The organism is Lysobacter sp. TY2-98, assembly GCF_003367355.1.
GTDB lineage: Bacteria > Pseudomonadota > Gammaproteobacteria > Xanthomonadales > Xanthomonadaceae > Cognatilysobacter.
In genome coordinates this window covers 819,972-843,581 of sequence record NZ_CP031413.1, presented here as the reverse complement: position 1 = coordinate 843,581, position 23,610 = coordinate 819,972, and the positions used below count along the sequence as shown (strand labels likewise).

The window sequence follows — 23,610 nt, the reverse complement described above, 5'->3', positions numbered from 1 at the left end:
AAGCCTATCGCAGTGCACAAACGGCCGTCACGCGCGGCGACGGGCGGGCATGCCGATTGCATGATCGCCCATAGCCCGCCACGCTCGTGTTCATGTCGATCCTCGCCCACACCGACCGCCGCCGCCTGCCGCTGCTGATCGCCCTCATCGGCCTGTTGCTGGCCGTCTGCGGCGCGATGCTGGCGGGCATCCGCTCATTCGGCGAGAGCTCGCATTGGGTCAGCCACACCTACCAGGTGATGGGCCAGGTGGAATCGGTTCGCTCGGCGATCGAAGGCACCGAGTCGGTCGCCCGCGGCTACCGGCTCACCGGCGATGCCGGCCTGCAGCGGGCCTACGAGATGTCGCGTACCGTCCCCGCTGCGCGCGCCGCCGACCTCGTGGACCTGGTCGACGACAACCCCACGCAGCAGCGCCATGCGCGCGAACTCCAAGGGCTTGTGCAGAAGCGGCTGCAGTCGATCGCGCGTGCCGTGGACGATTTCCGCACCGGCAACGCCGACGAAGCGAATCGGCACATGCTGTCGAACGGCGTGCCGCAGATGCAGAAGATCGACGCGGCCGCCGACGCGATGCTCGCTGCCGAGCGCGCCCTGCTGGCTCGGCGTGAAAGCGAACGCCGCCGCGACGCGCTGATCCTCACCGCGATCGTGGTGACGGGAACACTCATTTCGCTGGCGATGCTGTACGTGCTGCTGCAGATTATCGGTCGCGAAACGCGTCGCACCGTCCGGCTCGAGCGCGAAACGCGGCAAGCGCTCGCCACGCTTGAAGCGTCGACCGAACAACGCGAAGAACTCGCCGAGCAGCGCCGCCTGCTCGGTGCGTTCGCCGGCCTGCTGCACAGCTGCCAGAACGTCGACGAAGCACTCGATATCGCCGGCAATGCGCTTGCACAGCTCGTACCGAACGGGGCGGGCGTCTGTTACGTGATGCGCGCATCGCAGAACCTCTTGGAACTGCGTCCGCTGTTCGGAACGCATGGCAACGAATATCCGGACGCGATGCGCCCCGACCAGTGCTGGGCGCTGCGTCGCGGCTACCTGCATGCGTTCGATCCCGCGCGACCGACCGCACGCTGCGACCATCTGCGCGACCTCACCGACGACCAGGCCTGTGGCGTCTGCGTGCCGCTCGCATCGCAGGGCATGTCGCTCGGCCTGCTGCACGTCGGCAGCCGGCTTGGCGAGCCGCTCAGCGAGCTGCAACTCGCCGCCGTGGAATCCGTGGCCGAGCATCTCGGTGTCGTGCTCTACAGCCTCGAATTGCGCGAGAGCCTGCGCGTGCAATCGCTGCGCGACCCGCTGACGGGCCTGTACAACCGTCGCTATCTGGAAGAGAGCCTGCCGCGCGAGATCGAGCGCTGCGAGCGTCGCGGACGGCCGCTCTCGGTGCTGATGGTCGACGTCGACTACTTCAAGCGCTTCAACGACGAACACGGCCACGGGGCCGGCGATGCACTGCTGACGAAGATCGGCCAGGTGCTCGCGACGGTCACGCGCGGTGAGGACATCGCCTGCCGCTACGGCGGCGAAGAATTCACCATCGTCATGCCCGAGGCCAATCTCGAGACGGCGTTGATCCGCGCGGAGCAGATCCGCCTTGCGATCGCGGAAGCGTCGATCGCCTACATGCGCCGCGAACTCGGCCCCGTCACCGCGTCGATCGGCGTGCACGAACTCCAGCTCGGGCTCGACACGCCGGAAACGCTGCTTGCCACGGCCGATCGCGCGCTGTACGCGGCCAAGGCACAGGGCCGCAATCGCGTACTGAGCGCGACGTTGCCGTCGCTGCACGCCGGCGCCCTCCCCGGCAGCGCCAGCGCGTGATCAAATCCGCGCTCGCATCTTCCTTCCTCGATTCCCGGACGTCCCATTGCATGTGCATCACCTTCCACGAACCGCACCATCCCATGCGGTCGACGTCCGTCTTCCCCGACGCGGAGCGCGCCGCATGATCGGCGAATGGGTCGGCTACGTGGCCGCGTCGCTGACGACGCTGTCGTTCCTGCCGCAGGCGATCAAGACCATCCGCACGCGCGACACGAGCGGCATCTCGCTCGGCATGTACGTCGTGTTTACCGTCGGCGTCGCCTGCTGGTTCCTCTACGGCCTCGCACTGACGTCGTGGCCGATGATCGTGTCGAACCTGCTTACGTTGGGCCTGTCGGCGACGATCCTGACGTTGAAGCTGCGGCACGGCTAGGCGCCATCAGGTAGGTCGCGGCGAACCACGCGGCGAAGGCAATGCGTTGCGACAGTCCCACCGGAATCACGCCGGGCAGGATGATCGCGAAGAGCAGCGTCACCAGCGCACACGCGGTCACGGCCCACGAGCGCGGGGCGTGCCGCGTGCCCCGCATGCCGAGGCCGAGCAACGTCGCGCCGACTACGACCGCCACCCACCAGAACGTCCACGTTGCGGCGTGCAGGCGGCTGGCGGAGGACAGCAGGTCGCCCGAATCCAGCGGCATCAGGCCGAGGGCGGCGAACGCGACGGCGGCGAGCGTCAGCGCCTGCACGCCGAGGCGCGCGACGTAGGGCGCATCGCCCATCCGACCCCGCAGCGTCTGCGCGGCGAACGCGGCAAGCAGGCCCGGCAGCACGAAGCCGATCAGGTTGAACGCCAGCGCATGCGGCACGCCCGACGCGCCCAGCGCCGCGACCGGATGCTGAAGCTGCGAAAACGCCGGAAACAGCGCGCCGTAGCCGAGCACGGCCGCGACGAACAGGACGGCCGCGGTGATCGCGGCGACGGGTGCGGGGCTGACGGAGCGTTGCATGAGCCCATGCTAGCGTGCCCGCCTTGCGCTGCCGGGGCCGCGCCCCCATGTCGCGACGACTTCAAGGAGCTGCCATGACCGCCGACGCGAACCCGCACGTCTTCGACGCCACCGCCGAGACCTTCCAGGACGAGGTCCTGCAACGCTCGTTGCAGACGCCGGTGCTGGTGGATTTCTGGGCCGAGTGGTGCGGGCCGTGCAAGCAGCTCGGGCCGGTGCTGGAGAAGCTCGCCACGGAATACAACGGCGCGTTCGTGCTGGCCAAGGTCGACGTCGACAAGGAACAGCAGCTCGCCGCCGCCTTCCAGGTGCGGTCGATCCCGACCGTCTTCCTGGTCAAGGACGGCCAGCTCGCCGACGGCTTTCCCGGCGTGATTCCCGAAGGCACCTTGCGCGAATTCCTGAAGACGCACGGCATCGAGCCGCGCGCTGGCGCGGAGCCGCCAGCGCCGGTCGACGAGGCACCGGTCGATCCGCACGCGGAAGTCGTCCGCCTGCGTCATGAAGTCAGCGAAAAGCCCGAAGACGACGCGCTCAAGCTCGACCTCGCGCTCGCCCTGCTCCGCACCGGCGCGACTGCCGAAGCTGAGCAGCTCATCGACGCATTGCCGGCCAACCTCGCCACCGACGACCGCACCGAACGCGCCCGCGCGCACCTGCGCCTCGTCGCCGCCGCGAAGGACGCGCCCGCTGCAGATGTGCTCGAGGCCGCGATCGCCGCCGATGCCACCGACCTGCGCGCCCGCTACCTGCTCGCCGTGCAGCGCCTGCTCGGCGGCCGCGAAGAGGACGCGCTCGAGCACCTCATCGAGATGCTGCGTCGCGACCGCCAGTACCAAGATGGCCTCGCACGCCGCACACTGATCGACGCGTTCCGCGTGGTGCAGGACGACGACCTCGTGGGCCGCTACCGGCGCAGGATGTCGTCGCTGCTGTTCTGAGGCGACGCACGTCGAACCCCACACCTGCGGCGCTCGCGCCGCGCTCCACCGCGGAATCGCTCTTGAACGCGCAGACCATCCGGGCCGGCACGCTGCGGCACGTGCTCAACCTCTGGCCGCCCTTCCTGTTCGCGGGCATCCGCGTCACCCACCTCGCCGACGATTTCCGCTACGCACGCGTCGAGCTGCGCCTTCGCCCGTGGAATCGCAACGCGGTGGGCACGCATTTCGGCGGCAGCCTGTTCGCGATGACCGACCCGTTCTGGATGCTGCTGGTCATGCGCCGCATCGGGCGTGACTATTTCGTCTGGGACCGCTCCGGTTCCATCGATTTCGAACGCCCCGGCCGTGGCACCGTCTCGGCCGAGTTCCGCCTCGACGACGCCACCCTCGACGACATCCGCGCCGAGGCCGCGGACGGCAGCAAGCACCTGCGCTGGTTCGAGACGCCGGTGGTCGACGCGGAAGGCCAGACCGTCGCGCACGTGCGCAAGCAACTCTACGTGCGACGCAAGCCGGGTCGCTGATCACATTCCGGAACGCACGCGGCCTTCGCGACGCCGTTCCATACCTATATCCTCGGCCCGGCATGGATGACGCCACGCCCGCCGACGCCCACGTCGAACCGCTCCCGCAGATCAACGGGTACCGCCTGCTGCGCCTGCTCGGCCGGGGCGGCATGTCGACGGTCTACCTTGCCGAGCAGACCGCGCTCGGGCGCGAGGTCGCGATCAAGGTGATGGCGCCGCAGGCGCTGGCCGACGAAGTCAGCCGCCGCCGCTTCGAGAACGAAGTCCGCACCATCGCGCGCCTCGAGCATCCGCACGTTGTCCGCATCCATGAGCTCGGGCGCACCAAGGACAGCCTGCCCTACTACTCGATGCCGCACCTCACCCGCGGCCACCTCGGCGAGCGCGACTTCACGCGCGACGAGGCGGGCGCCGTGGAGATCGGGATCGCACTGCTCGCGGCGCTGGAATACGCGCACTCGCGCGGCGTCGTGCATCGCGACGTCAAGCCGGAAAACGTGCTGTTCGACGACGCCGGCCGCCCCTTGCTCGCCGACTTCGGCATCGCCCTGCGACGTGGCTTCGGCCCGCGCGTCACCACCGCCGGCCTCGCGGTCGGCAGCACCGCCTACATGGCGCCGGAGCAGGCGCGCGGCGAGGACGTCGACGGTCGCGCCGACCTCTACAGCCTCGGCGTCGTGCTGTGGGAAATGCTGGCCGGCCGCCTGCCCTACGAGGCCGGGGACGCGTTGTCGATGGCGATCGCCCATGCGCAGCAGCCGATCCCGAAGCTGCCCGCGCACCTGCGTCACTGGCAGCGCTTCATGTACCGCGCGCTCGCCAAGTCGCCGGACTCGCGCTTCCAGAACGCCGCCGACATGCGCGAAGCCATGTTGGCCGTGCGTCCGCCACGCTGGCTGCCGGTCTGGGATCGCCTCCGCGGCGCGGCGCGCCATCCCGCCGCGCGCTGGGGCGGCGGCCTCGTCGTGCTGGGCCTGATCGCCTGGGGCGTGGCCGCGATGTGGCCGGGTGGCGAACACGACGCCTTCTTCCACGCGCAGAAGCCGGCCGGCACCACATCGTCCGAGACACCCGCCGCCTACGACCCCACGGACCGCATGCTCGAGCCGCTGCCGGGTGCGGACGTGGAGATGGCGGTGTCCCGCGCCCGTGCACAGATCGCGCGCAACGCCCTGACCGCGCCGGATGGTGACAACGCCCTCGCGACCGTGCTCAACGCATGGACCGACCACGGCGACGATCCGCGCGTACGGGTCGTTGCCGGTGAGCTGACCGACGCGCTGCGCGCCCGCACCGTCGCCGCCATCCGTAGCACCGACGACACCCGCGCGCGCGATCTCGCCGCGCACGCCGACCAGCTCGGCAATGCGATCGGCCAACGTGGCGCGGTCGCCTCGTCCGATATTCAGAAGGCCCTGCGCACCCGTTTCGACGACGCCCTCGCCCACAACGACCGCAAGCGCGCGCAGCTGGCCCTCGTGCTCGCACGCGACTTGCGCCTCGCACCCACCGAGCTCGCACGCTGGACGCGCGAGGCCGGCGCGATCGAAGGTGCACCGCGCAAAGTCGTCGGCGACGAGGTCGCGGACCTCGATCGCGGCGGCGTCTCCCCGCATCCGGTCACGCGCGGCGAGTACCAGCGTTTCGTCGAAGCCACGCATCGCCCGCCCGCGCTGTGTCGCGAGCGCGCATCGCTGCTGCGCGTATTCGCGCCGCGCACCTGGCAGTCGCCGGGCTTCTCACAGGGCCCGAACGACGCGGTGGTCTGCGTCTCGCTGCAGGACGCGGAAGCCTATGCGAACTGGCTGGGTGCGCAGACAGGCGGGCGCTTCCGCCTGCCGTCGTCGTCGGAGTCGGGACGCACGTCGGCGGATGTCGGCGGACGTTCGATCAGCCTGTGGCTGCGCGATTGCGGTGGCAGCTGCCTGGAACGCATGGTGACGGCGCATTCGTGGCGCGGCCGCACCGCGCAGGAACCGCTGACGGCGAATCGCGGCTACGACGACGTCGGCTTCCGACTCCTGCGCGAGCGCTGAGCCCCCGCCCGCGGCCTACAATCGCCGCATGGGCAAAACCAACCTGCAGAAGCTCTTCCTCACCGGCCTGCTCACCCTGTTGCCGATCTGGCTGACGTGGGTGGTGGTCAAGTTCGTATTCGTGCTGCTCTCGGACATCAGCCGTCCGCTGATCGGGCCGGGCCTGCAGAACATCGCCGACAACGACCATTCGCTCGCGTGGGTCGCCGCACCGTGGGTGCAGAACGGGCTTGCGCTGCTGGCGACGATCGCGGTGATCCTGATGTCGGGAATGATGGCGCGCCGCGTATTCGGCCAGCGCCTGCTGCGCTGGTTCGAGGCGCTCATCAAGCGCATTCCGTTCGCGAACCTCATCTACGGCAGCGCCCGCCAGCTGCTCGACATCCTGCAGACGAAACCGGACGGCACGCAGCGCGTGGTGCTGGTCGATTTCCCGAATGCGCACATGAAGTCGATCGGCTTCGTCACCCGCGTGCTGCGCGAACAGGGCACGGGCCGCGAACTGGCAGCGGTGTATGTGCCGACCACGCCAAACCCGACGTCGGGCTATCTCGAAATCATCCCCATCGAGAAGATCACGCCCACCGACTGGACCGTCGACCAGGCGATGAGCTTCATCATCTCGGGCGGCGCGGTGTCTCCGGACTCCATCCCCTTCAGCACGCCGACGCAGGACGCGCCGTGACGCGCGTACTCGTCGCGCTACTGGCGTTGACGTTCGTATCCTCGCTCGCCGCGCAGCCGCGACTCGTCCCGCAGGCGATCACGCTCGACGATGCTTCGCACTTCACGCTGAAGGTGCCGAGCGGTTACCGGCTCGACCCCGTCGTGCAGGGCCTGCACCGCGTGCGCTTCTTCGCCCGCGATCCGATGGGCCGCCTGCTCGTCACCGACATGCACGACCTCACCGACAACCGGAAGGGTCAGCTCCTGATGTTGGGTCGGCCGGATGCGGCCGCGACGCGATGGTCGACGCCGACCGTCATGCTCGACGGGCTGCGCAACCCGAACAGCATCGCGTTTCACACCGATGCGAAGTCGCGCACGTGGCTCTATCTCGCACTCACGCAGGCGCTGCTGCGCTATCCCTACGACGTCGCGACCGGTCGCATCAGCGGCGCGCCGGAAACACTGGCGACGTTTCCCGACTACGGCCTCAGCTACAAGTACGGCGGCTGGCATCTCACGCGCACGGTGATCGTCGAGAAGGACGGCACCGCGCTGGTGTCGGTCGGCAGCAGCTGCAATGCCTGCGTCGAGAAGGAACCGGTCCGCGCGAGCATCATCGCCCTTGCCCCGGACGGTAAGCAGCGCACCGTCGCGCGCGGCCTGCGCAATGCCGTCGGCCTGATTCGGGACGGCGATGCACTGATCGCGACCAACCAGGGCGCGGATCACCTCGGCCTCAACCGCCCCGACGAAACCATGTACCGCATCGTCGACGGCATGGATGCGGGCTGGCCGTATTGCTACAGCGACGGTGGCCGCGTTCGGGCCGATTCGAAGTTCCCGCGCGCATCGGGCTGCAAGGGGGTCGCGACGCCTTTCGCGCACTTCCCCGCCCATTCGTCGGCGCTCGGCGTCCTGCCGATGCCGGCGCACGACGGCGATGACGTGCTCGCGAACCATTACATCGTCGCCCTGCACGGCTCGACCAACGAACGCATCGGTCACGGCTACATGCTCGTGCGCGTGAGCCACGACGGCCGCAAGGTCGAACCGTTGATCACGGGCTTCCTCGACGATCGCACCGTCAACGGCCGCCCGGCCGGACTGATCGACGACGGCGTCGGCGGCCTGTACTTCAGTGACGACCGCAAGGGCGTCATCTACCACCTGCGAAAGACTCCATGAGCGCGATCGTCGACGACAGCATCCCGCAGGACGGCACCCCGCATGTTCTGAATGACCGCGCCGTGCGGTTGTTCATCGGCCTGGCCGCGCTTTTCTGCGTCAACACGGTGCTGGCGGAGTTCATCGGCGTGAAGATCTTCGCGCTCGAAGACACGCTGGGCGTCAAGCCGTTCGAATGGCACCTGTTCGGACAGAACGGTTCGCTGAGCTTCACCGCCGGCACGTTGCTGTGGCCGATCGTGTTCCTGATGACCGACGTCATCAACGAGTTCTACGGACGACGCGGCGTGCGGATCATCTCGCTGCTCGCCGCTGCGTTGATCGTGTACGGCTTCGCTTTCGCGTTCGCTGCCATCTCGCTCGCGCCGGCCGGATGGTGGGTGGGCGCAGCGAAAGCGCAGGGCGTCTCGGACTACCAGGCCGCGTTCTCGGCAGTGTTCGGCCAGGGCATGTGGACGATCGCAGGCTCGCTGGTCGCGTTCCTGCTCGGGCAGTTCATCGACGTCGCGGTCTTCCATCGCATCCGCCGCGCCACGGGCCACCGCGCGATCTGGTTGCGTTCGACCGGTTCGACCGCGGTGTCGCAGCTGGTCGACAGCTTCGTCGTGCTCTACATCGCGTTCGTGATCGGCCCGCAGCACTGGCCGATCGGCCTGTTTCTCGCGGTAAGCACGGTCAACTACGTCTACAAGATGCTGGCGGCGGTCGCGATGATTCCGCTGATCTACATCATGAAGAACGCGATGGTGCGCTACCTCGGCCACGCGCGCGCCGACGAACTGCGCCGCCAGGCCGCGGCCTGACGGAAGGCGGCGCCGCCCATGACTTCCGACCGGCGAACGACCGGTCGGCGACCGCCATGCTCCACGGGTCCCCAGACGGAGCCCGTCATGCCCTTGCGTCCCCTCACCCTCGCCGTCGCCCTCGCGTTCGGCCTTGCCGCCCTGCCCTCCATCGCCGCGCCGGCGAAGGCCACGCCCGTCAAGGCGGCGGTCAACCAGTCGAAGGGCCAGAAGCTCTCGGCAATGTACGAGCAGTACTGGGAAGAGCTGCTCAAGCTCAACCCGCTGCAGGCCACCTTCCAGGGTGACCCGCGCTACAACGACCAGTTGCCGAACTTCCTCGCGGCGGATTACCGCAAGAAGTCGCACGACTTCACGGTGAAGTGGCTGGATGCGGTGCAGAAGGTCGGCAGCGACGGACTGACCGGCCAGGATCTGCTGAGCTACGAGATCTTCGTCGACGGCGCCAAGCGCTCGCTCGAAGGCGAGCAGTTCCCCGACTGGATGATGCCCGTCAACCAGATGGGCAGCATCGCGAGCTATGCGGCGATGTTCGGTTCGGGCACGGGCCCGCAGCCGTTCAAGACGGTCAAGGATTACGACAACTGGCTCAAGCGCGCCCATGCGCTGCCGGCGATCTTCGATACCGCCGTCGGCAACATGCGCGAAGGCATGAAGGCCGGTGTGGTGCAGCCGCGCGTGCTGATGGTCAAGGTGGTGCCGCAGCTTGATGCGCTGATCAACGACGATCCGACCAAGACGCTGTTCTGGGGCCCGATCCAGAACATGCCGAAGACGTTCTCCGCAGCCGATCGCGAGCGCCTGACCAAGGCCTACCGCACGATGATCACCGGCGAAATGATGCCGGCGTACAAGCGCCTGCGCGCTTTCATCAACGACGAATACATGCCGAAGACTCGCGAGACCGTCGGCCTCGACGCACTGCCCAACGGCAAGGCGTGGTACGCGTACAACGTGCGCAACAGCACCACGACCAGCCGCACGCCGGAGGAAATCCACCAGCTCGGCCTGAGCGAGGTCGAGCGCATCCACGGTGAAATGCAGAAGGTGATGCAGCAAGTCGGCTTCAAGGGGTCGCTGCAGGACTTCTTCCAGTTCATGCGCACTGACCCGCAGTTCAACTTCAAGACCGAAGACGAGCTGCTCACCTATTACCGCAACCTCGAGAAGTCGGTGAACGCCGGCATTCCGAAGCAGTTCTCGCTGGTGCCGAAGTCGCCGTTCGAGATTCGTCCGGTCGAGCCGTTCCGCGCGAAATCGGCAGCCGGCGGCGAATACCAGAGCGCGAGCGAGGACGGCAAGCGCCCGGGCATCTTCTACGTCAACACGTATGACCTGCCCTCGCGCAAGAAGTGGGACGCGGAAGATCTGTACCTGCACGAGGCGATCCCGGGCCACCACTTCCAGATTTCGCTGCAGCAGGAAATGGGCACGATGCCGAAGTTCCGCCGCTTCGGTGGCGAGACCGCGTTCGCGGAAGGCTGGGGCCTGTACGCCGAATCGCTGGGCAAGGATCTCGGCGTCTACCAGGATCCGTACTCGTACTTCGGCTACCTGCAAAACGAGCTGTGGCGCGCGATCCGACTCGTCACCGACACCGGCCTGCACAGCAAGGGCTGGAGCCGCGACCAGGTGATCAAGTACATGCTCGACAACTCGGCCGAGAGCGAAACGCAGGCGACCGCGGAGGCCGAGCGCTACATCGCATGGCCGAGCCAGGCGCTGGCGTACAAGTCGGGCGAGCTGAAGATCAAGGAACTGCGCGCGCGTGCGCAGCAGGCGCTGGGCCCGAAGTTCGACATCCGCGAGTTCCACGCCGAAGTGCTGAAGGACGGCGCGGTGCCGCTGGACGTGCTGGACGCCAAGATCAACCGCTGGATCGAGGCGAAGAAAGCGTCCTGACCGACGTCCGGCTTCACCGGAACGGGCCGCGCGACGCGGCCCGTTCCGTTTCCGGCGTCGCGTGAAGACCGTCTGCCCACCGGGCGCGACCGTGCATCGGCGCCGGTCAACCGGGCCCATGCACGGGCCGTTCGTGCCGCGGATGATTCGCCTCGCCATGGACCGCCGCTGCCGAGCTGTCGCCGTCCGCCGCCCGCGCGATGCCGCGGACGACACGTCGCCTCGCCCGGCGGGATACGCGAACACCCGGCCCACGCCACGGAATGCCGCTCGATGACGCAGGACGCGCCCGATCTCCGCCACCGCGCCGCACTCCGCGATGCCGTCGCGATCGTGGCGGGCATCGCCTTCGGCGTCGCCCTCCTCGCCCTCGCGTTCCTGATTGCGGCGAGGCCGCTCGCACCGACAAGGCCGCTCGATGCCTGCGGCGCTGAACAAGACCGCGCACCGCTGACGCGCGCCTGTGCAAAACCGGTCAACCGCGATCTCCCCCGGGCGTTTCCGTCCCGGGAGGAGCGCAATGACCGATGACCTGAAACTCGCCAGCGCGTACAACCGGTTCGGCCTGGGCGCACGCCCCGGCGATCTCGACCACGCGACCGATCCGCACGCAGTGCTCGCACGCCAGTTGTCGGGCGACGTCGGCGCGAATGCCTTCAGTGGGCTGCCCGCGAGCACCGACTACCTGCATCGCGAGGCCGTGGCACTCGCGGCGGCGAGACAGAACAAGCGCATGCGCGACGACCCCGGCATGTCGCCCATGCAGGACGACGCCGCGCCCACACCGGCACGGCAACGCCGCGCAGGACGCGGTGAGCTGAGAGAAGCCGTGCGCGCCGAACTCGACGCGCGTTATCGCCACGCCGCGACCACGCCCGACGGTTTTGCCGAACGCCTCGTGCGCTTCTGGTCGAACCATTTCGCCGTGTCGCTCGACAAGCGTCCCGCCCTGCTCTACGCCGCGCCGATGGAGCGCGAGGCGATCCGCCCGAACGTGTTCGGTCACTTCGATGCGCTGCTGCAGGCCGTCGCGTCGCATCCGGCGATGCTTCGTTACCTCGACAACACGCGGTCCGTGGGTGACGACTCGCGCATCGCAAGGCGCCTGTCCGGCAAGCGCGAACTCGGGCTCAACGAGAATCTCGCACGCGAAATCCTCGAGCTGCACACGCTCGGTGTCGATGGCGGCTATACGCAGACCGACGTCACCGAGCTGGCGCGCGCGATCACCGGCTGGAGCACACCTGCGCCGCGCGAAGCGATCGATTCGGTGCCATCGACCGCCTTCGTCTTCCGACCGAACGCACACGAAGGCGGCGCGCGTCGCGTGCTCGGCCGCATGTACGCGGATTCCGGCGTGCTGCAGGGGCGCGCGATCCTCCGCGACCTCGCCGTGCATCCCGCGACTGCGCGCCACGTGTCGAACAAACTCGCGCGCCATTTCGTCGCCGACGATCCACCGAAAGTCGTTGTCGATCGCATGGCGCAGGCGTGGACGCGCAGCGGCGGCGCGCTCGTCGACGTGTATCGCGCATTGATCGACAGCCCGGAAGCGTGGGCGCCGGACGCACGCAAGTTCCGCACGCCGGACGACTTCCTCGTCGCCGCATTGCGCGCAATGGACGCGTCGCAACCCATCGCGCGCCTGCAACCGGTGCTGACGCAGCTTGGCGAGCCCGCATTCACCCCCCGCTCGCCGGCCGGGTTTCCCGACGTGACGACCGCATGGAGCGGCGGCGACGCGCTGTTCAAGCGCATCCAGGCCGCACAGCGCCTCGCCTCGCTGCCTGTGACACCGGATCCGCTCGCCACCGCGCGCATCGCGCTGGGCGCCCATCTCGACGACGCGACCGCCACCACGCTGCGTCGCGCCGAATCCGCCCGTTCGGGCCTCGCACTGCTGTTCGCGAGCCCCGCGTTCCAGTGGAGAACCTGACATGGATCCGAGCCGTCGCCGTTTTCTTGCTGTCGCCGGTGCCAGCGCGTCGCTCGCGCTGTGGCCGCGCCTGCCCTCGTTCGCCGGCGCGCTGCGCGGCAATGACGACGTACGTTTTATCGTCGTGCTGCTGCGCGGTGGACTCGACGCGCTGCATGCGCTGCCGCCCGTCGATGACCCGGACTACGCGCGCCTACGCCGTGATCTCGCCGTCACCGATGCGCTGAAACTCGGCGGTGGCTTCGGGCTGCATCCCTCGCTCGCGTTCGCCTCGCAGCTGTATGCGTCGAAACAGTTCCTGCCGGTCGTCGCCATCGCGCCGCCTTATCGCGGCCGCTCGCACTTCGAAGCGCAGGACAACGTCGAAAGCGGGGGCGATGCGAGCGCGCACCTGCAGACGGGCTGGCTGAGCCGCACCAGCGCGGCGATGGCGGGGGCGGAGGCGCTTGCGGTCGCCAGCGTCGCGCCGTTGTCCGCGCGCGGACCGGGGCATGTGCGCACGTGGTCGCCGCCGTTCGCCGACGACGTCGATCCGATGATGCTGCAGCGCCTGCAGGGGCTTTACGCGAGCGACCGAGACCTCGCGCCGTCATTCGCCGATGCGATGCAGCGCAGCGGCGACATGGGGTCATCCGGCGCATTACGTCTGCCGCAGGCGATGCAGGCCGCGGCCACCTTCATGCGCGCGAACGACGGCCCGCGCGTCGCGTTCGTCGAGGACACCGGCTGGGACAGCCACGGCGGCCAGGCGTACCAGCTCAAGCGCAAGCTCGGCGAACTCGATGCCGGACTGCGCGCATTCCACGACGCGGCGCAATCGATCTGGCCGAAGACGGTCGTCGCGATCGTCACCGAATTCGGCCGCACCGCGGCGGCCAACGGCACGGATGGGACCGATCACGGCACCGGGGGCGTCGCGTTCCTCGCGGGCGGCGCGGTGCGCGGCGGTCGCATCGCGGGGGACTGGCCCGGCCTGTCGCCGTCCGCATTGTTCGAGGGTCGCGACCTGCACGCGACCACCGACCTGCGCGCCGTGTTCAAGGGCGTGCTCGCCGACCACATGGGACTCGATCGCGGCGCGATCGATCGCCAGGTGTTTCCGGACAGCGTCGGCGCACGCCCGATGACCGGCCTCATCGCCTGACGCCAGTCGTCAAACAAAAACGCCGCCGGCATTCGCAGCCGGCGGCGTTTCGTTACTGCGGAACGAGCGCCGCGACGTCGTCGCGACGGTCAGTCGCGGTCAGCGCGCCATACGCGAACGCTGCGCGCCTGCACCGCTCCGGCCCTTCGGGGCCTGCGCATGCGCATGGCGCACTGCCGGCTTGCCGTGCGGACGTGCCGAAGGACGCGCCTGGCGCTTGCTCTGCACCGGCTTGGCATCCATGCGCAGCGGCTGCGACGGCGCGAAGCCTTCGACGAGTACCTGTCGCACGTTCTGGCCCAGCAGCTTCTGCACCTGCGACAGCAAGCCGCCTTCGTCGATCGCGACCAGCGAAATCGCTTCACCCGTAGCGCCGTTGCGACCGGTGCGGCCGATGCGGTGCACGTAGTCCTCGGCCACCAGCGGCAGGTCGTAGTTGATGACGAGCGGAAGCGCCGGGATGTCGAGGCCGCGCGCGGCCACGTCGGTCGCGACCAGCACGCGTGCGCGCCCGGCCTTGAACGCATCGAGCGCCTTCTGACGCTGCGCCTGGCTCTTGTTGCCATGGATCGCGACCGCCTTGATGCCCGATTCCTCGAGCTGCTCCGCGAGGCGGTTGCAGCCGTGCTTGGTCTTGCCGAACACCAGCACGCGGTCCTGGAAACGCGTCGCGAGCAGGTGCGTCAGAAGATCGCGCTTGCGCGAGTTGTCGACCGGATGCGCGATGTGCTGGATCGTCGACGCGATGGTGTTGCGCGCCGCCACTTCGACTTCCGCCGGGTTGCGCAGGAATTCCATCGCGAGGCCGCGCACGCGCGACTCGAACGTCGCCGAGAACAGCAGCGTCTGGCGCTGCTTCGGCACCTGCTGGACGATGCGCTTGATCGCCGCGAGGAAGCCCATGTCGAGCATGCGGTCGGCTTCGTCGAGCACGAGGATTTCGATCGCGTCGAGCTTGGCGGTGCCACGCTCGAGGTGGTCGATCAGGCGGCCCGGCGTGGCGACGAGGATGTCGACGCCGCGACGCAGCAGGTCCATCTGCGGGCCCATGCCGACGCCACCGAAGATCATGCCGGTGGTCAGGCGCAGGTGGCGACCGTAGTTGCGGATGCTCTCGTTGACCTGCACGGCGAGTTCGCGCGTCGGCACGAGGATCAGCGCACGCGGACGGCGCGGGCCGTTCGGCGGCGTGGCCTTGGACAGGCGGGCCAGCAGCGGCAGGCTGAATGCGGCGGTCTTGCCGGTGCCGGTCTGGGCACCGCCGAGCACGTCGCGGCCCGAAAGCACCAGCGGGATCGCCTGCTGCTGGATCGGGGTCGGGGTCGTGTAGTTCTTGTCGGCGAGCGCGCGCAGCACGGCGGGCGGCAGGCCGAGGGCCTCGAAAGCCGAGGATTCGATCGTCATGAAAACTCCAAAGCAAAGCACCACGGCGCGAACCATGGGGCGACTCGGAGCTTTCCTGACCGCGCTGCGAGCGAAAGGGTGACGCGCCGGAAAGACCCGGTGCGTGTCGGCGTCGAGAATGCGTGCGGATGACGTCGCGATGCCGCATTGCGCGGCGCGGCCCAGGTGGGCCTGCGAGAAACCTGGAAAACGCGCCCAAGGGCGGAATGCCAGACGCTGGACCGGGCGCATGCTACGGGAAAACGCGACGCCCTGCCCGGCCGCTCGCCGCCACGGTTCAGCCGGGGCCCCTCGACATGACCTCCGGCACACCTCCCCACCCGCGCCAGCCGCTAGTGTCCGGCCGGCATGCCTTCTGGCGTGTCGCCCGTGCCCGCGTGCCCGGGTCGACCCCTGTCCTGGCCTCGGAGCCCGACGTGACTTTCAAGAAATCGCAACTCCTGCTTCCCCTGGCCATCGCGGCCGTTCTGACCGGCTGCCCGTCCAAGGATGAGCCGAAGGCCGACGCCAAGGCGTCGACCGCGACGCCCGCCGCAACACCTGCAATTACGCTCGACGAGAGCAAGCTGCCGCCGGTGAACCGCTTCGCGGTGTCCGACCTCGACACCACCAAGGACGCGTGCGCCGACTTCGGCGGCTACGTCAATGGCAAGTGGCTCGCCGCGAACCAGATTCCGGGCGACCGCACCTCGTGGGGCGCGTTCGAGATGCTCGATGAGCGCAGCAACGCCGTGCAGCGCCAGATCGCCGAGCAGGTCGCGAAGAACACGTCGGCCACCGGCGTCGAGAAGATCGTCAGCGACTTCTGGGCCACCGGCATGGACGAAGCCAAGGTCAACGCGCAGGGCATCAAGCCGATCCAGCCGCGCCTCGACCAGATCGCGGCGCTGAACGACAAGGCCGCGATCGCCGACTACATCCGCACGTCCGCCGCCAAGGGCGAGAACGTGCTGTTCGGTTTCGGTTCGACGCCGGACTTCAAGAACTCGTCGATGAACATCGGCGTCGCGTTCCAGGGCGGCCTCGGCCTGCCGGACACGACCTTCTACACCGACCCGAGCAAGAAGCAGCTGCTCGCCGCGTACCAGGCGCACGTCGCCAAGGTGCTCGAGCTGTCGGGCGTCGCCGCCGCCGATGCGGCCAAGCAGGCGGCCGACGTCGTCGCGTTCGAAACGCGTCTGGCCAAGGTGTCGAAGTCCCGCGAGGACCTGTCGCGTGACGCCGAGCTGATCTACCACCCGGTCAGCCCCGCCGAAGCGGACAAGCTGACGCCGAACTTCCCGTGGTCGACGTTCTTCAAGTCGCAGGGCCTGGAAGTGCCGACGATGTTCTCGCTGGCGATCCCGTCCTTCCACCAGGAAGTCAGCAAGATGCTGGACGACGTGCCGGCGACCACGTGGCAGAGCTACCTGCGCTTCCACACCGTCGACGAAGCGTCGCCGTACCTGTCGGACGCGTTCGTCAACGAGAACTTCGCGTTCTACAACCAGACGATGCGTGGCCAGAAGCAGATCAAGGAGCGCGCCAAGCGCGTGCTCGCCACGCTCAACGGCGCGGCCGGCGAAGCGATGGGCCAGCTGTACGTCAAGGCGGCGTTCCCGGCCGACTCGAAGGCGCAAATGGAGACGCTCGTGCAGAACCTGCGCGAGTCGCTGAAGGCGCGCATCGAGAACCTCGACTGGATGAGCCCGGACACCAAGAAGAAGGCGATCGAGAAGTGGGCCGCGTTCACGCCGAAGATCGGCTATCCGGACAAGTGGCGTGACTGGACGGGCCTGAGCACCTCGCGCGACAGCTACATCGGCAACGTGCTCGCCGCGAACGAGTTCAACTACAAGTGGGACATCGGCAAGATCGGCAAGCCGGTCGACAAGACCGAATGGGGCATGAGCCCGCAGACGGTGAACGCCTACTACGATCCGTCGAAGAACGAGATCGTGTTCCCGGCCGCGATCCTGCAGCCGCCGTTCTTCGACCCGAAGGCGCCGGCCGAAATGAACTACGGCGGCATCGGTGCGGTGATCGGCCACGAGATGACGCACGGCTACGACGACCAGGGCAGCCGTTTCGGACCGACCGGCAACTTCGAGAACTGGTGGACGCCGGCGGATGCGAAGGGCTTCGCAGGTCGCACCGACAAGCTGATCAACCAGTTCAGCGGTTACCAGGCGGCACCGGGCCTGATGGTCAACGGTCGCCACACGCTCGGCGAGAACATCGCCGACCTCGGCGGCCTCAACACCGCGTATGACGCGATGAAGAAGGCCACCGCGGGCACGCCGGATCCGAAGACCGATGGTCTGACGCGCGATCAGCGCTTCTTCCTCAACTTCGGCACGGTGTGGCGCCGCAACTTCACCCCGGACGAGCTGAAGCTGCGCATCACCACCGACGAACACGCGCCGGCGAACTTCCGTGCGATCGGTGCGCCGTCGAACATGCCGGCGTTCGCGGCGGCGTTCCAGTGCAAGGCGGGCAGCCCGATGGTGCGCGGTGGCGATCAGCAGGTCGTGATCTGGTAATCGCACGCATCCCGTGACACGCGAAAGGCCCGGGGCGACCCGGGCCTTTCGTTTTTGCGATGTCGCGTGCGAACGCGTGAGGAAATCGTTCAGTGGCTCTGCAGGTCCGTTGCTAGACTGCGGCCGGTTTCCCAAGGACGCCCGCAATGACAGCACGCCCGATCGTCGCCGCACTGGCCGTTGCCCTCTTCGCCCTGACGTCCACGCCCGAATCCGCCGCCGCGGCGAAAAAGAAGGCCTCCACGTCGTCCTCCCGCACCGCCAAGCCGGCCGCGCCGAGCGCCTGCACCGACTTCTACGCTTATGCGAATGCGGCGTGGCTTGCTGCGAACCCCGCCTCACCGGCCGTGTCGGCGGTCTCCGCCCTGGACCAGCTGCGCTTGCGCGCCTACCAGCAGCAGATCGACCTGCTCAACGGCGCGATGAGCACACCGCAGAACGATGTGCAGAAGTTGCTCGGCGACTTCTGGGCCAGCGGTATCGACGACGCCGCGGTCGAGCGCGATGGCGCGAACCCGATCGCGCCGTTGCTCAGCCGCATCAACGCGATCAAGAAGGCCAAGGACATTCCGCCGGCGATCGCGGCGCTGCACCAGGTTGGTATCCCGGTCGCATTCAATTTCAGCGCCGATGTCGACCTCGCCGACACCAGCCGCCACATCGGCTACTTCACCGGCGGCGGCATCGGCCTGCAGGATCCCGCGTTCTATTCGCGCACCGATGCCGACACGCGCGCGGTGATGGACCGCTACCGCACCTACGTCCAGAAGATCCTGCTGCTCACCGGCTCGACGCAGGCGTCGATCCCGCAGGAACTCGGCTACGTCATGGACATCGAGACGCGCATCGCCGCGGCGGAACGTCCGCTGTCGATGCAGCGCGACCCGCGCGCGAACTACGCCGCGGTGCCGACCGCCAACCTTGCGAAGACCTACACGCGCCTGCAGCTCGGCGACTTCCTCAAGGCGCAGGGTGTCACCGACGACCAGGTGTCGATGGCGAACCCGGAACTCTTCACCACGCTCGACAACCTCATCGCCGGCGTGCCGGTCGAAGAGTGGAAGACCTTCCTGCGCTGGCGCGTGGGCGATGCGATGGCGCCGTATCTCAGCAAGTCGTGGCGCGACGCGAGCTTCGACTTCCGCAATCACGTTCTCGCCGGACAGGTCCTGCCGCCGCCGCGCCAGCAGGACGTGCTCGACGCGATCAATCTCGCCGCCGGCCCGATGCTCGGTCGCGAGTACGTCGCGCGCTACCTGCCCGCGACGTCGCGTACGCAGGCCACGCAGATCGCCACGCAGATTCGCGATGCGCTGTCGGCGATGGTCGATCGCGATCCGCGTCTTGGTGATGCAGCAAAGGCCGAAGCAAAAGCCAAGCTCGCCGGGCTCAAGATCGAAGTCGGCGCACCCCGTCGCGATCTCGACTATTCGGTGCAGCCTATGGGTCGGGGCAGCTTCGGCAGCAACATGTTGATCGCGTCCACCTGGCGCCACCGCGAGGAGATGCGTCGCATCGGCCGCGGCAATGCCGATCGCCGATGGGACGTGCTGCCGCAGCAGCCCGCGCTCACTTACGACGTGCCGCAGAACCGCCTGATCGTCACTGCCGCGATGCTGCAGGCGCCGGTGTTCGACACCGCGCAGCCCGGCGCGGCGCTGTACGGCGCGTACGGTGCACTGGTCGGTCACGAGCTCAGCCATGCGATCGATGCACAGGGTCGCCTGATCGACTCCAAGGGCCAGGGCCGCGACTGGTGGACGCCCACCGAAGCCGCCGCGTGGTCCGCGCTTGGCGATCGCATTTCGTCGCAAGCGGGCACCCTCGCCTATCCTCAGCTCACCGGCGTCAAGATCAATGGCACGCTCGTGCGCGACCAGCTCGTCGCGGACCAGGCGGGTGTCGAGCTCGCGCAGGCCGCGCTGCAGGCCGCGCAGCCCGGCGCGCCGAAGGAGACGATGCAGGCGTTCTACACCGGCTGGGCGCACCTCTGGCCGGAGCAGGTGTCGGTCGACGAAGCCACCGCGCGCGCCGCGACCAGCGCGTATCCGCCCGGCCGCTGGCGCGTGAACCTGCCGCTGATGAACCAGCCGACGTTCGGCACGGCGTTCGCGTGCAAGGTCGGCAATCCGATGCAGCCGAAGCCGGACCAGCAGGTGCGTCTCTGGCCGTGAGCGCAGAGCGCTTCGCTTGAAATGGAAACGCCCGCTTCGGCGGACGTTTTCGTCAGTGCACGATGCGGATGTTCGGTGGCCGGTTGCGACCGCCGCGCGACGGCGGGCGACGTCGCCAGTAGCGGATCAGCAACCATCCGAACAGCATGCCGCCCAGATGCGCGAAGTGCGCGACGCCGGGCATCGTGCCGGTGATGCCCATCAGCAGCTCGAGCACGCCGTAGACGATCACCAGCGTGCGCGCCTTCATCGGCACCGGCGGGATCAGGAGCATCACGCGCTGCTGCGGAAACAGCATGCCGTAGGCGAGCAGCAGGCCGAAGATCGCGCCCGAGGCGCCGACGGTGGGATAGGCCTCGCCGCCCATCGCCATCGTGCCGTAGCCCACCGCGAGCTGGCAGATCGCCGCGCCGACGACGCAGGTGAGGTAGTAGCCGAGGTAGCGTCGCGCGCCCCAGACGTGTTCGACCTGCGACCCGAACATCACCAGCGCGAGCATGTTGAAAAACAGGTGCTGGATGCTGCCGTGCATGAAGGCATAGGTCAGCAGCTGCCACGGCATGAACGACGGCGCGCCGTACGGATCACCCGCTCCGATCGGCCAGAGCTGCATCACGTCGAGCACATCGCCGAGAACGGATTCGCCCGCCAGCCATTGCAGCAGGAACACCACGACGTTGGCGATCAACAGGGCCCGCGTGACGGGCGGAATCTTCGAAAACATCACGGCTCCTCGGGAGCCGTCATGGTACCTGCTGCACTGCAGTAACGGTCGTCACGGCCGCTGCGCAGCGGCCGCGGCATTCACTCCGGCGGGCCCCAGAGCGACTCATCGAGCGTCTGAGCCCTGCGCATGCCCACCACCTTGCCGGACTGCACGCGGACGCCTTCCGCACGTAGGCGCGCGCTCTGTTCGCGATAGCCGTCCGAGCCGTCCGGAAACGCGATGCGCCCGTCGGAACGCAGCACGCGATGCCACGGCAGGTTCGGTTCGGCGGACGTGCTCAGCAGTCGCGCCACCATGCGTGCACGACCCGGCAGGCCCGCGCGACGGGCGACTTCCCCATAGCCCGCGACCTCGCCTTTCGGGATCGCGCGGATCGCGGCGAATATGCGACGGGCCGCGTCGTTCGTGTCGGGAGCGGACATGGCGCTAGCATAGTCGCCACAAGGAGATTGACCATGCGCGACTTCGAAGACATCCGCGAGTACCTGGACGGCGCAGGCCACGAACTGACGACGCACGACGACGGGATGGTGTGCGTCGAGCTGTCGCTGGAAAACGGCCGCCGTCACCAGGCCATCTTCCTCACGCGCATTCCCGACGAAGATGGACGCGCCTACCTGCGCGTCAGCACGGTCGTAGCGCCGATGACGGGCGTCGACCCGCGCCGGGCGCTCACGTTCAACTGGGACAGCCAGGTCGGCCATCTCGCGATCGGTGATCTCGATGGCGTGCCGCATCTGCAGCTCTGCGAAAACCGTCCGCTGGACGGCCTCGACCTCGCCGAAGTGCACCGTCTCGTGCTCGAAATCGGCGGCGTCGGCGATCGCATGGAGCGCACGCTGTCCGCAGGCGGCGACCTGTTCTGATGGACGCTCACGCAGCGTGCTGAACCGCGCGCTGCGACCTAACAGCGTGTTGACGTCTGCCTAACTGCTTCGGGCGGATCGTCAGTGCGCGGCGCTCACCCGCCGTGCACTCACCGAAGCGAGTGCGTCTCCCGCTCGGGAGGTGGAACCCCGGTGGTCGGAGCCCCACCGGGGTTCCTTTGCGTCAGGCCCAGCCCAACGCGCGCAGCGCCTCGTACGACAGCCACGCGATGCCGCCGGCCGCGGGAATCGTGAGGATCCACGCCCAGACCATGCGTTCGACGACGGTCCAGCGGATCGCGTTCGAGCGCTTCGCGGTGCCGACACCCATGATCGTCGCGGAGATGTTGTGCGTCGTGGACACCGGGATGCCCAGCGCCGACGCGGTCAGGATCACCGTCGCCGCACTCGCTTCCGCGGCGAAGCCGTTGATCGGCTGCAGCTTCACGAGCTTGTGGCCCAGCGTCTTGATGATGCGCCAGCCACCCGCTGCGGTGCCCGCCGCCATCACCAGCGCGCACGACACCTTGATCCAGGTGTCGATGTCCTTGTGTTCGATCGCATTCGCCGACGGATGCAGGAATGCAAGCCACGCCGGCAACGCGTCAAGCGTGCCCGCCGACTGCGCGCCCAGCAGCGCGATGGCGATGATGCCCATCGTCTTCTGCGCGTCGTTCGAACCATGCGCGAAGCCCATCGCCGCGGCGCTGACGACCTGCGCCTTGCCGAAGAACGCGTTCACCGGACGCGGACGCGCCGCGCGACGCGTCAGCCGTCCGCCCGATGCCATGCCCGAGATGATCGCGTAGAGCAGGCCCATCACCGCGAAGCCGACGATGAAGCCCAGCAACGGCGACGACACCATCGGGATGATCACCTTCCACAGCACGCCGCCGCTCTTGAACCACGGATCCTTGTGCTCGGCCCAGATGATCGCGTGCCAGTTGCCACGCGCGGCCGCGAGCGCCGCGCCGCACAGACCGCCAATGAGCGCGTGCGACGACGACGACGGCAGGCCGAGCGCCCACGTGATCAGGTTCCAGACGATGCCGCCGATCAGCGCGCACAGCACCAGCTGCGAGGTGATATCGACCACATGCGCATCGACGATGCCCGACGTGATCGTCTTGGCGACCGCGGTGCCCCACAGCGCGCCGAACAGGTTGGTCGCCGCCGCCATCATCACGGCCTGCATCGGCGACAGGGTCTTGGTCGCGACCACGGTCGCGATCGAGTTGGCGGTGTCGTGGAAACCGTTGATGTACTCGAAGACGAGCGCAACGGCCACGACGACCAGCACGAGGGTCAGCATCGGCGTCGCCTCAGGAGTTCTTCAGCACGATTTCGTAGGCGACGACGCCGGCTTCCTGGCAGCGGTCGATGGCCTTCTCGAGGATCTCGAAGAACTCCTTGAGCAGGAACATCTGCTGCGCGTCGAGGCGGCCGGAATAGATGTCGCGATACAGCTCGAGCATCAGGCGGTCGGCTTCGTTCTCGATCGAACGCAGGCGGTCGCTGAGGCCCTTCATCGTTTCCAGCTTCATCGCCGGCAGCGCCTGGACCATCTCGACCACCACACCCGCCGCCTTCTCGAGCATCGCGGCACGGGGCGCGAAGTCGATGCCCTGCAGGTGGCGCAGCGCCATCGAATAGCGATCGGCGAACTTCTCGACCTGCTTCGGAATCTTGTACAGCGCGGACGCCAACGCTTCGATGTCCTCGCGCTCGATCGGGGTGATGAAGCTGTTCACCAGCTCGTGGCGGATCTTGTCCGACGCGGCGCGCTCGCGCTGGCGCGTGAGCTTGAACACGTCGAGCGTCGGCTGGCCGGCCGATTCGCGCAGCATCGCGTGCAGTGCCTTGGTGCTGTCGTGCGCGGCGACGGCGGCTTCCTCGAGCAGCGCGTAGAACTGCTTGCCTTGGCCGAAGATCGTCTGGAGGGAGAACATGCGGGTCTCTCGGGCGTTCGAATCGCGGAATTATGACAAC

Annotated in this window: 21 protein-coding genes; 15 read left to right on the top strand and 6 right to left on the bottom strand. The window is 68.1% G+C overall.

Annotated elements, in window-relative coordinates; all coding sequences use genetic code 11:
• Positions 1 to 92: 92 nt before the first annotated feature.
• Positions 93 to 1,829 carry a diguanylate cyclase gene (locus tag DWG18_RS04090; RefSeq protein WP_115645653.1) on the top strand — a complete coding sequence of 579 codons (1,737 nt, stop codon included), beginning with the start codon at positions 93 to 95 and terminating at the stop codon, positions 1,827 to 1,829.
• A 124-nt stretch (positions 1,830 to 1,953) separates the two neighbouring features.
• Positions 1,954 to 2,205, top strand: coding sequence for a SemiSWEET transporter (locus tag DWG18_RS04085; protein WP_115645651.1), 252 nt, complete (start codon positions 1,954 to 1,956; stop codon positions 2,203 to 2,205).
• On the opposite strand, the gene DWG18_RS04080 is transcribed toward DWG18_RS04085, so the two are convergent.
• Positions 2,153 to 2,782: a DUF998 domain-containing protein gene (locus DWG18_RS04080; protein WP_115645649.1), complete on the bottom strand. Its 630-nt coding sequence runs from the start codon at positions 2,780 to 2,782 to the stop codon at positions 2,153 to 2,155. The two genes, DWG18_RS04085 and DWG18_RS04080, sit on opposite strands and share 53 nt — an antisense overlap.
• A gap of 74 nt (positions 2,783 to 2,856) precedes the next feature.
• On the opposite strand from DWG18_RS04080, the gene trxA reads away from it, so the two are divergent.
• The 10 genes from trxA (at position 2,857) to DWG18_RS04030 (ending at position 13,928) form a co-directional block, all read left to right on the top strand.
• Entirely contained in the window at positions 2,857 to 3,723 is an 867-nt protein-coding gene (trxA, locus tag DWG18_RS04075; RefSeq protein WP_115645647.1) for a thioredoxin, read from the top strand.
• Between the two features lie 77 nt (positions 3,724 to 3,800).
• Positions 3,801 to 4,250 (top strand): DUF4442 domain-containing protein, encoded by a 450-nt coding sequence (locus tag DWG18_RS04070; RefSeq protein WP_115648024.1) that lies wholly within the window; start codon positions 3,801 to 3,803, stop codon positions 4,248 to 4,250.
• 62 nt (positions 4,251 to 4,312) lie between these two features.
• Positions 4,313 to 6,289 carry a bifunctional serine/threonine-protein kinase/formylglycine-generating enzyme family protein gene (locus DWG18_RS04065; protein ID WP_115645645.1) on the top strand — a complete coding sequence of 659 codons (1,977 nt, stop codon included), beginning with the start codon at positions 4,313 to 4,315 and terminating at the stop codon, positions 6,287 to 6,289.
• 28 nt (positions 6,290 to 6,317) lie between these two features.
• Positions 6,318 to 6,974, top strand: coding sequence for a DUF502 domain-containing protein (locus DWG18_RS04060; RefSeq protein WP_115645643.1), 657 nt, complete (start codon positions 6,318 to 6,320; stop codon positions 6,972 to 6,974).
• Positions 6,971 to 8,143 carry an SMP-30/gluconolactonase/LRE family protein gene (locus tag DWG18_RS04055; RefSeq protein ID WP_115645641.1) on the top strand — a complete coding sequence of 391 codons (1,173 nt, stop codon included), beginning with the start codon at positions 6,971 to 6,973 and terminating at the stop codon, positions 8,141 to 8,143. Before DWG18_RS04060 ends, DWG18_RS04055 begins: the two co-directional genes overlap by 4 nt.
• On the top strand, positions 8,140 to 8,946 hold the full coding sequence (locus DWG18_RS04050; RefSeq protein WP_115645639.1) for a queuosine precursor transporter: 807 nt from the start codon (positions 8,140 to 8,142) through the stop codon (positions 8,944 to 8,946). The genes DWG18_RS04055 and DWG18_RS04050 overlap by 4 nt, the downstream gene beginning before the upstream one ends.
• An 87-nt stretch (positions 8,947 to 9,033) precedes the next feature.
• Positions 9,034 to 10,848 (top strand): DUF885 family protein, encoded by a 1,815-nt coding sequence (locus DWG18_RS04045; RefSeq protein WP_115645637.1) that lies wholly within the window; start codon positions 9,034 to 9,036, stop codon positions 10,846 to 10,848.
• A 273-nt stretch (positions 10,849 to 11,121) separates the two neighbouring features.
• Entirely contained in the window at positions 11,122 to 11,379 is a 258-nt protein-coding gene (locus tag DWG18_RS04040) for a hypothetical protein (protein WP_115645635.1), read from the top strand.
• Positions 11,369 to 12,784 (top strand): DUF1800 domain-containing protein, encoded by a 1,416-nt coding sequence (locus DWG18_RS04035; RefSeq protein ID WP_115645633.1) that lies wholly within the window; start codon positions 11,369 to 11,371, stop codon positions 12,782 to 12,784. Before DWG18_RS04040 ends, DWG18_RS04035 begins: the two co-directional genes overlap by 11 nt.
• Before the next feature lies 1 nt (position 12,785).
• Positions 12,786 to 13,928, top strand: a complete 1,143-nt coding sequence (locus DWG18_RS04030) for a DUF1501 domain-containing protein (RefSeq protein WP_115645631.1) — start codon at positions 12,786 to 12,788, stop codon at positions 13,926 to 13,928.
• Positions 13,929 to 14,027: 99 nt separating this feature from the next.
• Here DWG18_RS04030 and DWG18_RS04025 read toward each other — a convergent pair whose 3' ends face one another.
• Positions 14,028 to 15,332 (bottom strand): DEAD/DEAH box helicase, encoded by a 1,305-nt coding sequence (locus tag DWG18_RS04025; protein ID WP_115645629.1) that lies wholly within the window; start codon positions 15,330 to 15,332, stop codon positions 14,028 to 14,030.
• Between the two features lie 416 nt (positions 15,333 to 15,748).
• Between DWG18_RS04025 and DWG18_RS04020 the strand changes: the two genes are divergently transcribed.
• Together DWG18_RS04020 and DWG18_RS04015 are read left to right on the top strand one after the other, a co-directional pair.
• Complete coding sequence (locus DWG18_RS04020) at positions 15,749 to 17,854, top strand: M13-type metalloendopeptidase (protein WP_240318596.1); 2,106 nt, start codon at positions 15,749 to 15,751, stop codon at positions 17,852 to 17,854.
• A 146-nt stretch (positions 17,855 to 18,000) separates the two neighbouring features.
• The gene (locus DWG18_RS04015; RefSeq protein ID WP_115645625.1) at positions 18,001 to 20,028 is read left to right on the top strand and encodes a M13 family metallopeptidase; all 2,028 of its coding nucleotides are present in this window, start codon (positions 18,001 to 18,003) and stop codon (positions 20,026 to 20,028) included.
• 52 nt (positions 20,029 to 20,080) lie between these two features.
• Here the strand turns inward: DWG18_RS04015 and DWG18_RS04010 are convergent, their stop codons facing one another.
• Both DWG18_RS04010 and DWG18_RS04005 read right to left on the bottom strand, forming a co-directional pair.
• The gene (locus DWG18_RS04010; protein WP_115645623.1) at positions 20,081 to 20,752 is read right to left on the bottom strand and encodes a rhomboid family intramembrane serine protease; all 672 of its coding nucleotides are present in this window, start codon (positions 20,750 to 20,752) and stop codon (positions 20,081 to 20,083) included.
• Between the two features lie 80 nt (positions 20,753 to 20,832).
• Positions 20,833 to 21,177: an MGMT family protein gene (locus DWG18_RS04005; protein WP_115645621.1), complete on the bottom strand. Its 345-nt coding sequence runs from the start codon at positions 21,175 to 21,177 to the stop codon at positions 20,833 to 20,835.
• Positions 21,178 to 21,210: 33 nt separating this feature from the next.
• Here DWG18_RS04005 and DWG18_RS04000 point away from each other — a divergent pair, with 33 nt between their 5' ends.
• Positions 21,211 to 21,621, top strand: coding sequence for a hypothetical protein (locus DWG18_RS04000; protein ID WP_115645619.1), 411 nt, complete (start codon positions 21,211 to 21,213; stop codon positions 21,619 to 21,621).
• Between the two features lie 184 nt (positions 21,622 to 21,805).
• Here DWG18_RS04000 and DWG18_RS03995 read toward each other — a convergent pair whose 3' ends face one another.
• Positions 21,806 to 22,933: an inorganic phosphate transporter gene (locus tag DWG18_RS03995; protein ID WP_115645617.1), complete on the bottom strand. Its 1,128-nt coding sequence runs from the start codon at positions 22,931 to 22,933 to the stop codon at positions 21,806 to 21,808.
• Between the two features lie 10 nt (positions 22,934 to 22,943).
• On the bottom strand, positions 22,944 to 23,570 hold the full coding sequence (locus DWG18_RS03990) for a DUF47 family protein (protein ID WP_115645615.1): 627 nt from the start codon (positions 23,568 to 23,570) through the stop codon (positions 22,944 to 22,946).
• Positions 23,571 to 23,610: the final 40 nt, after the last annotated feature.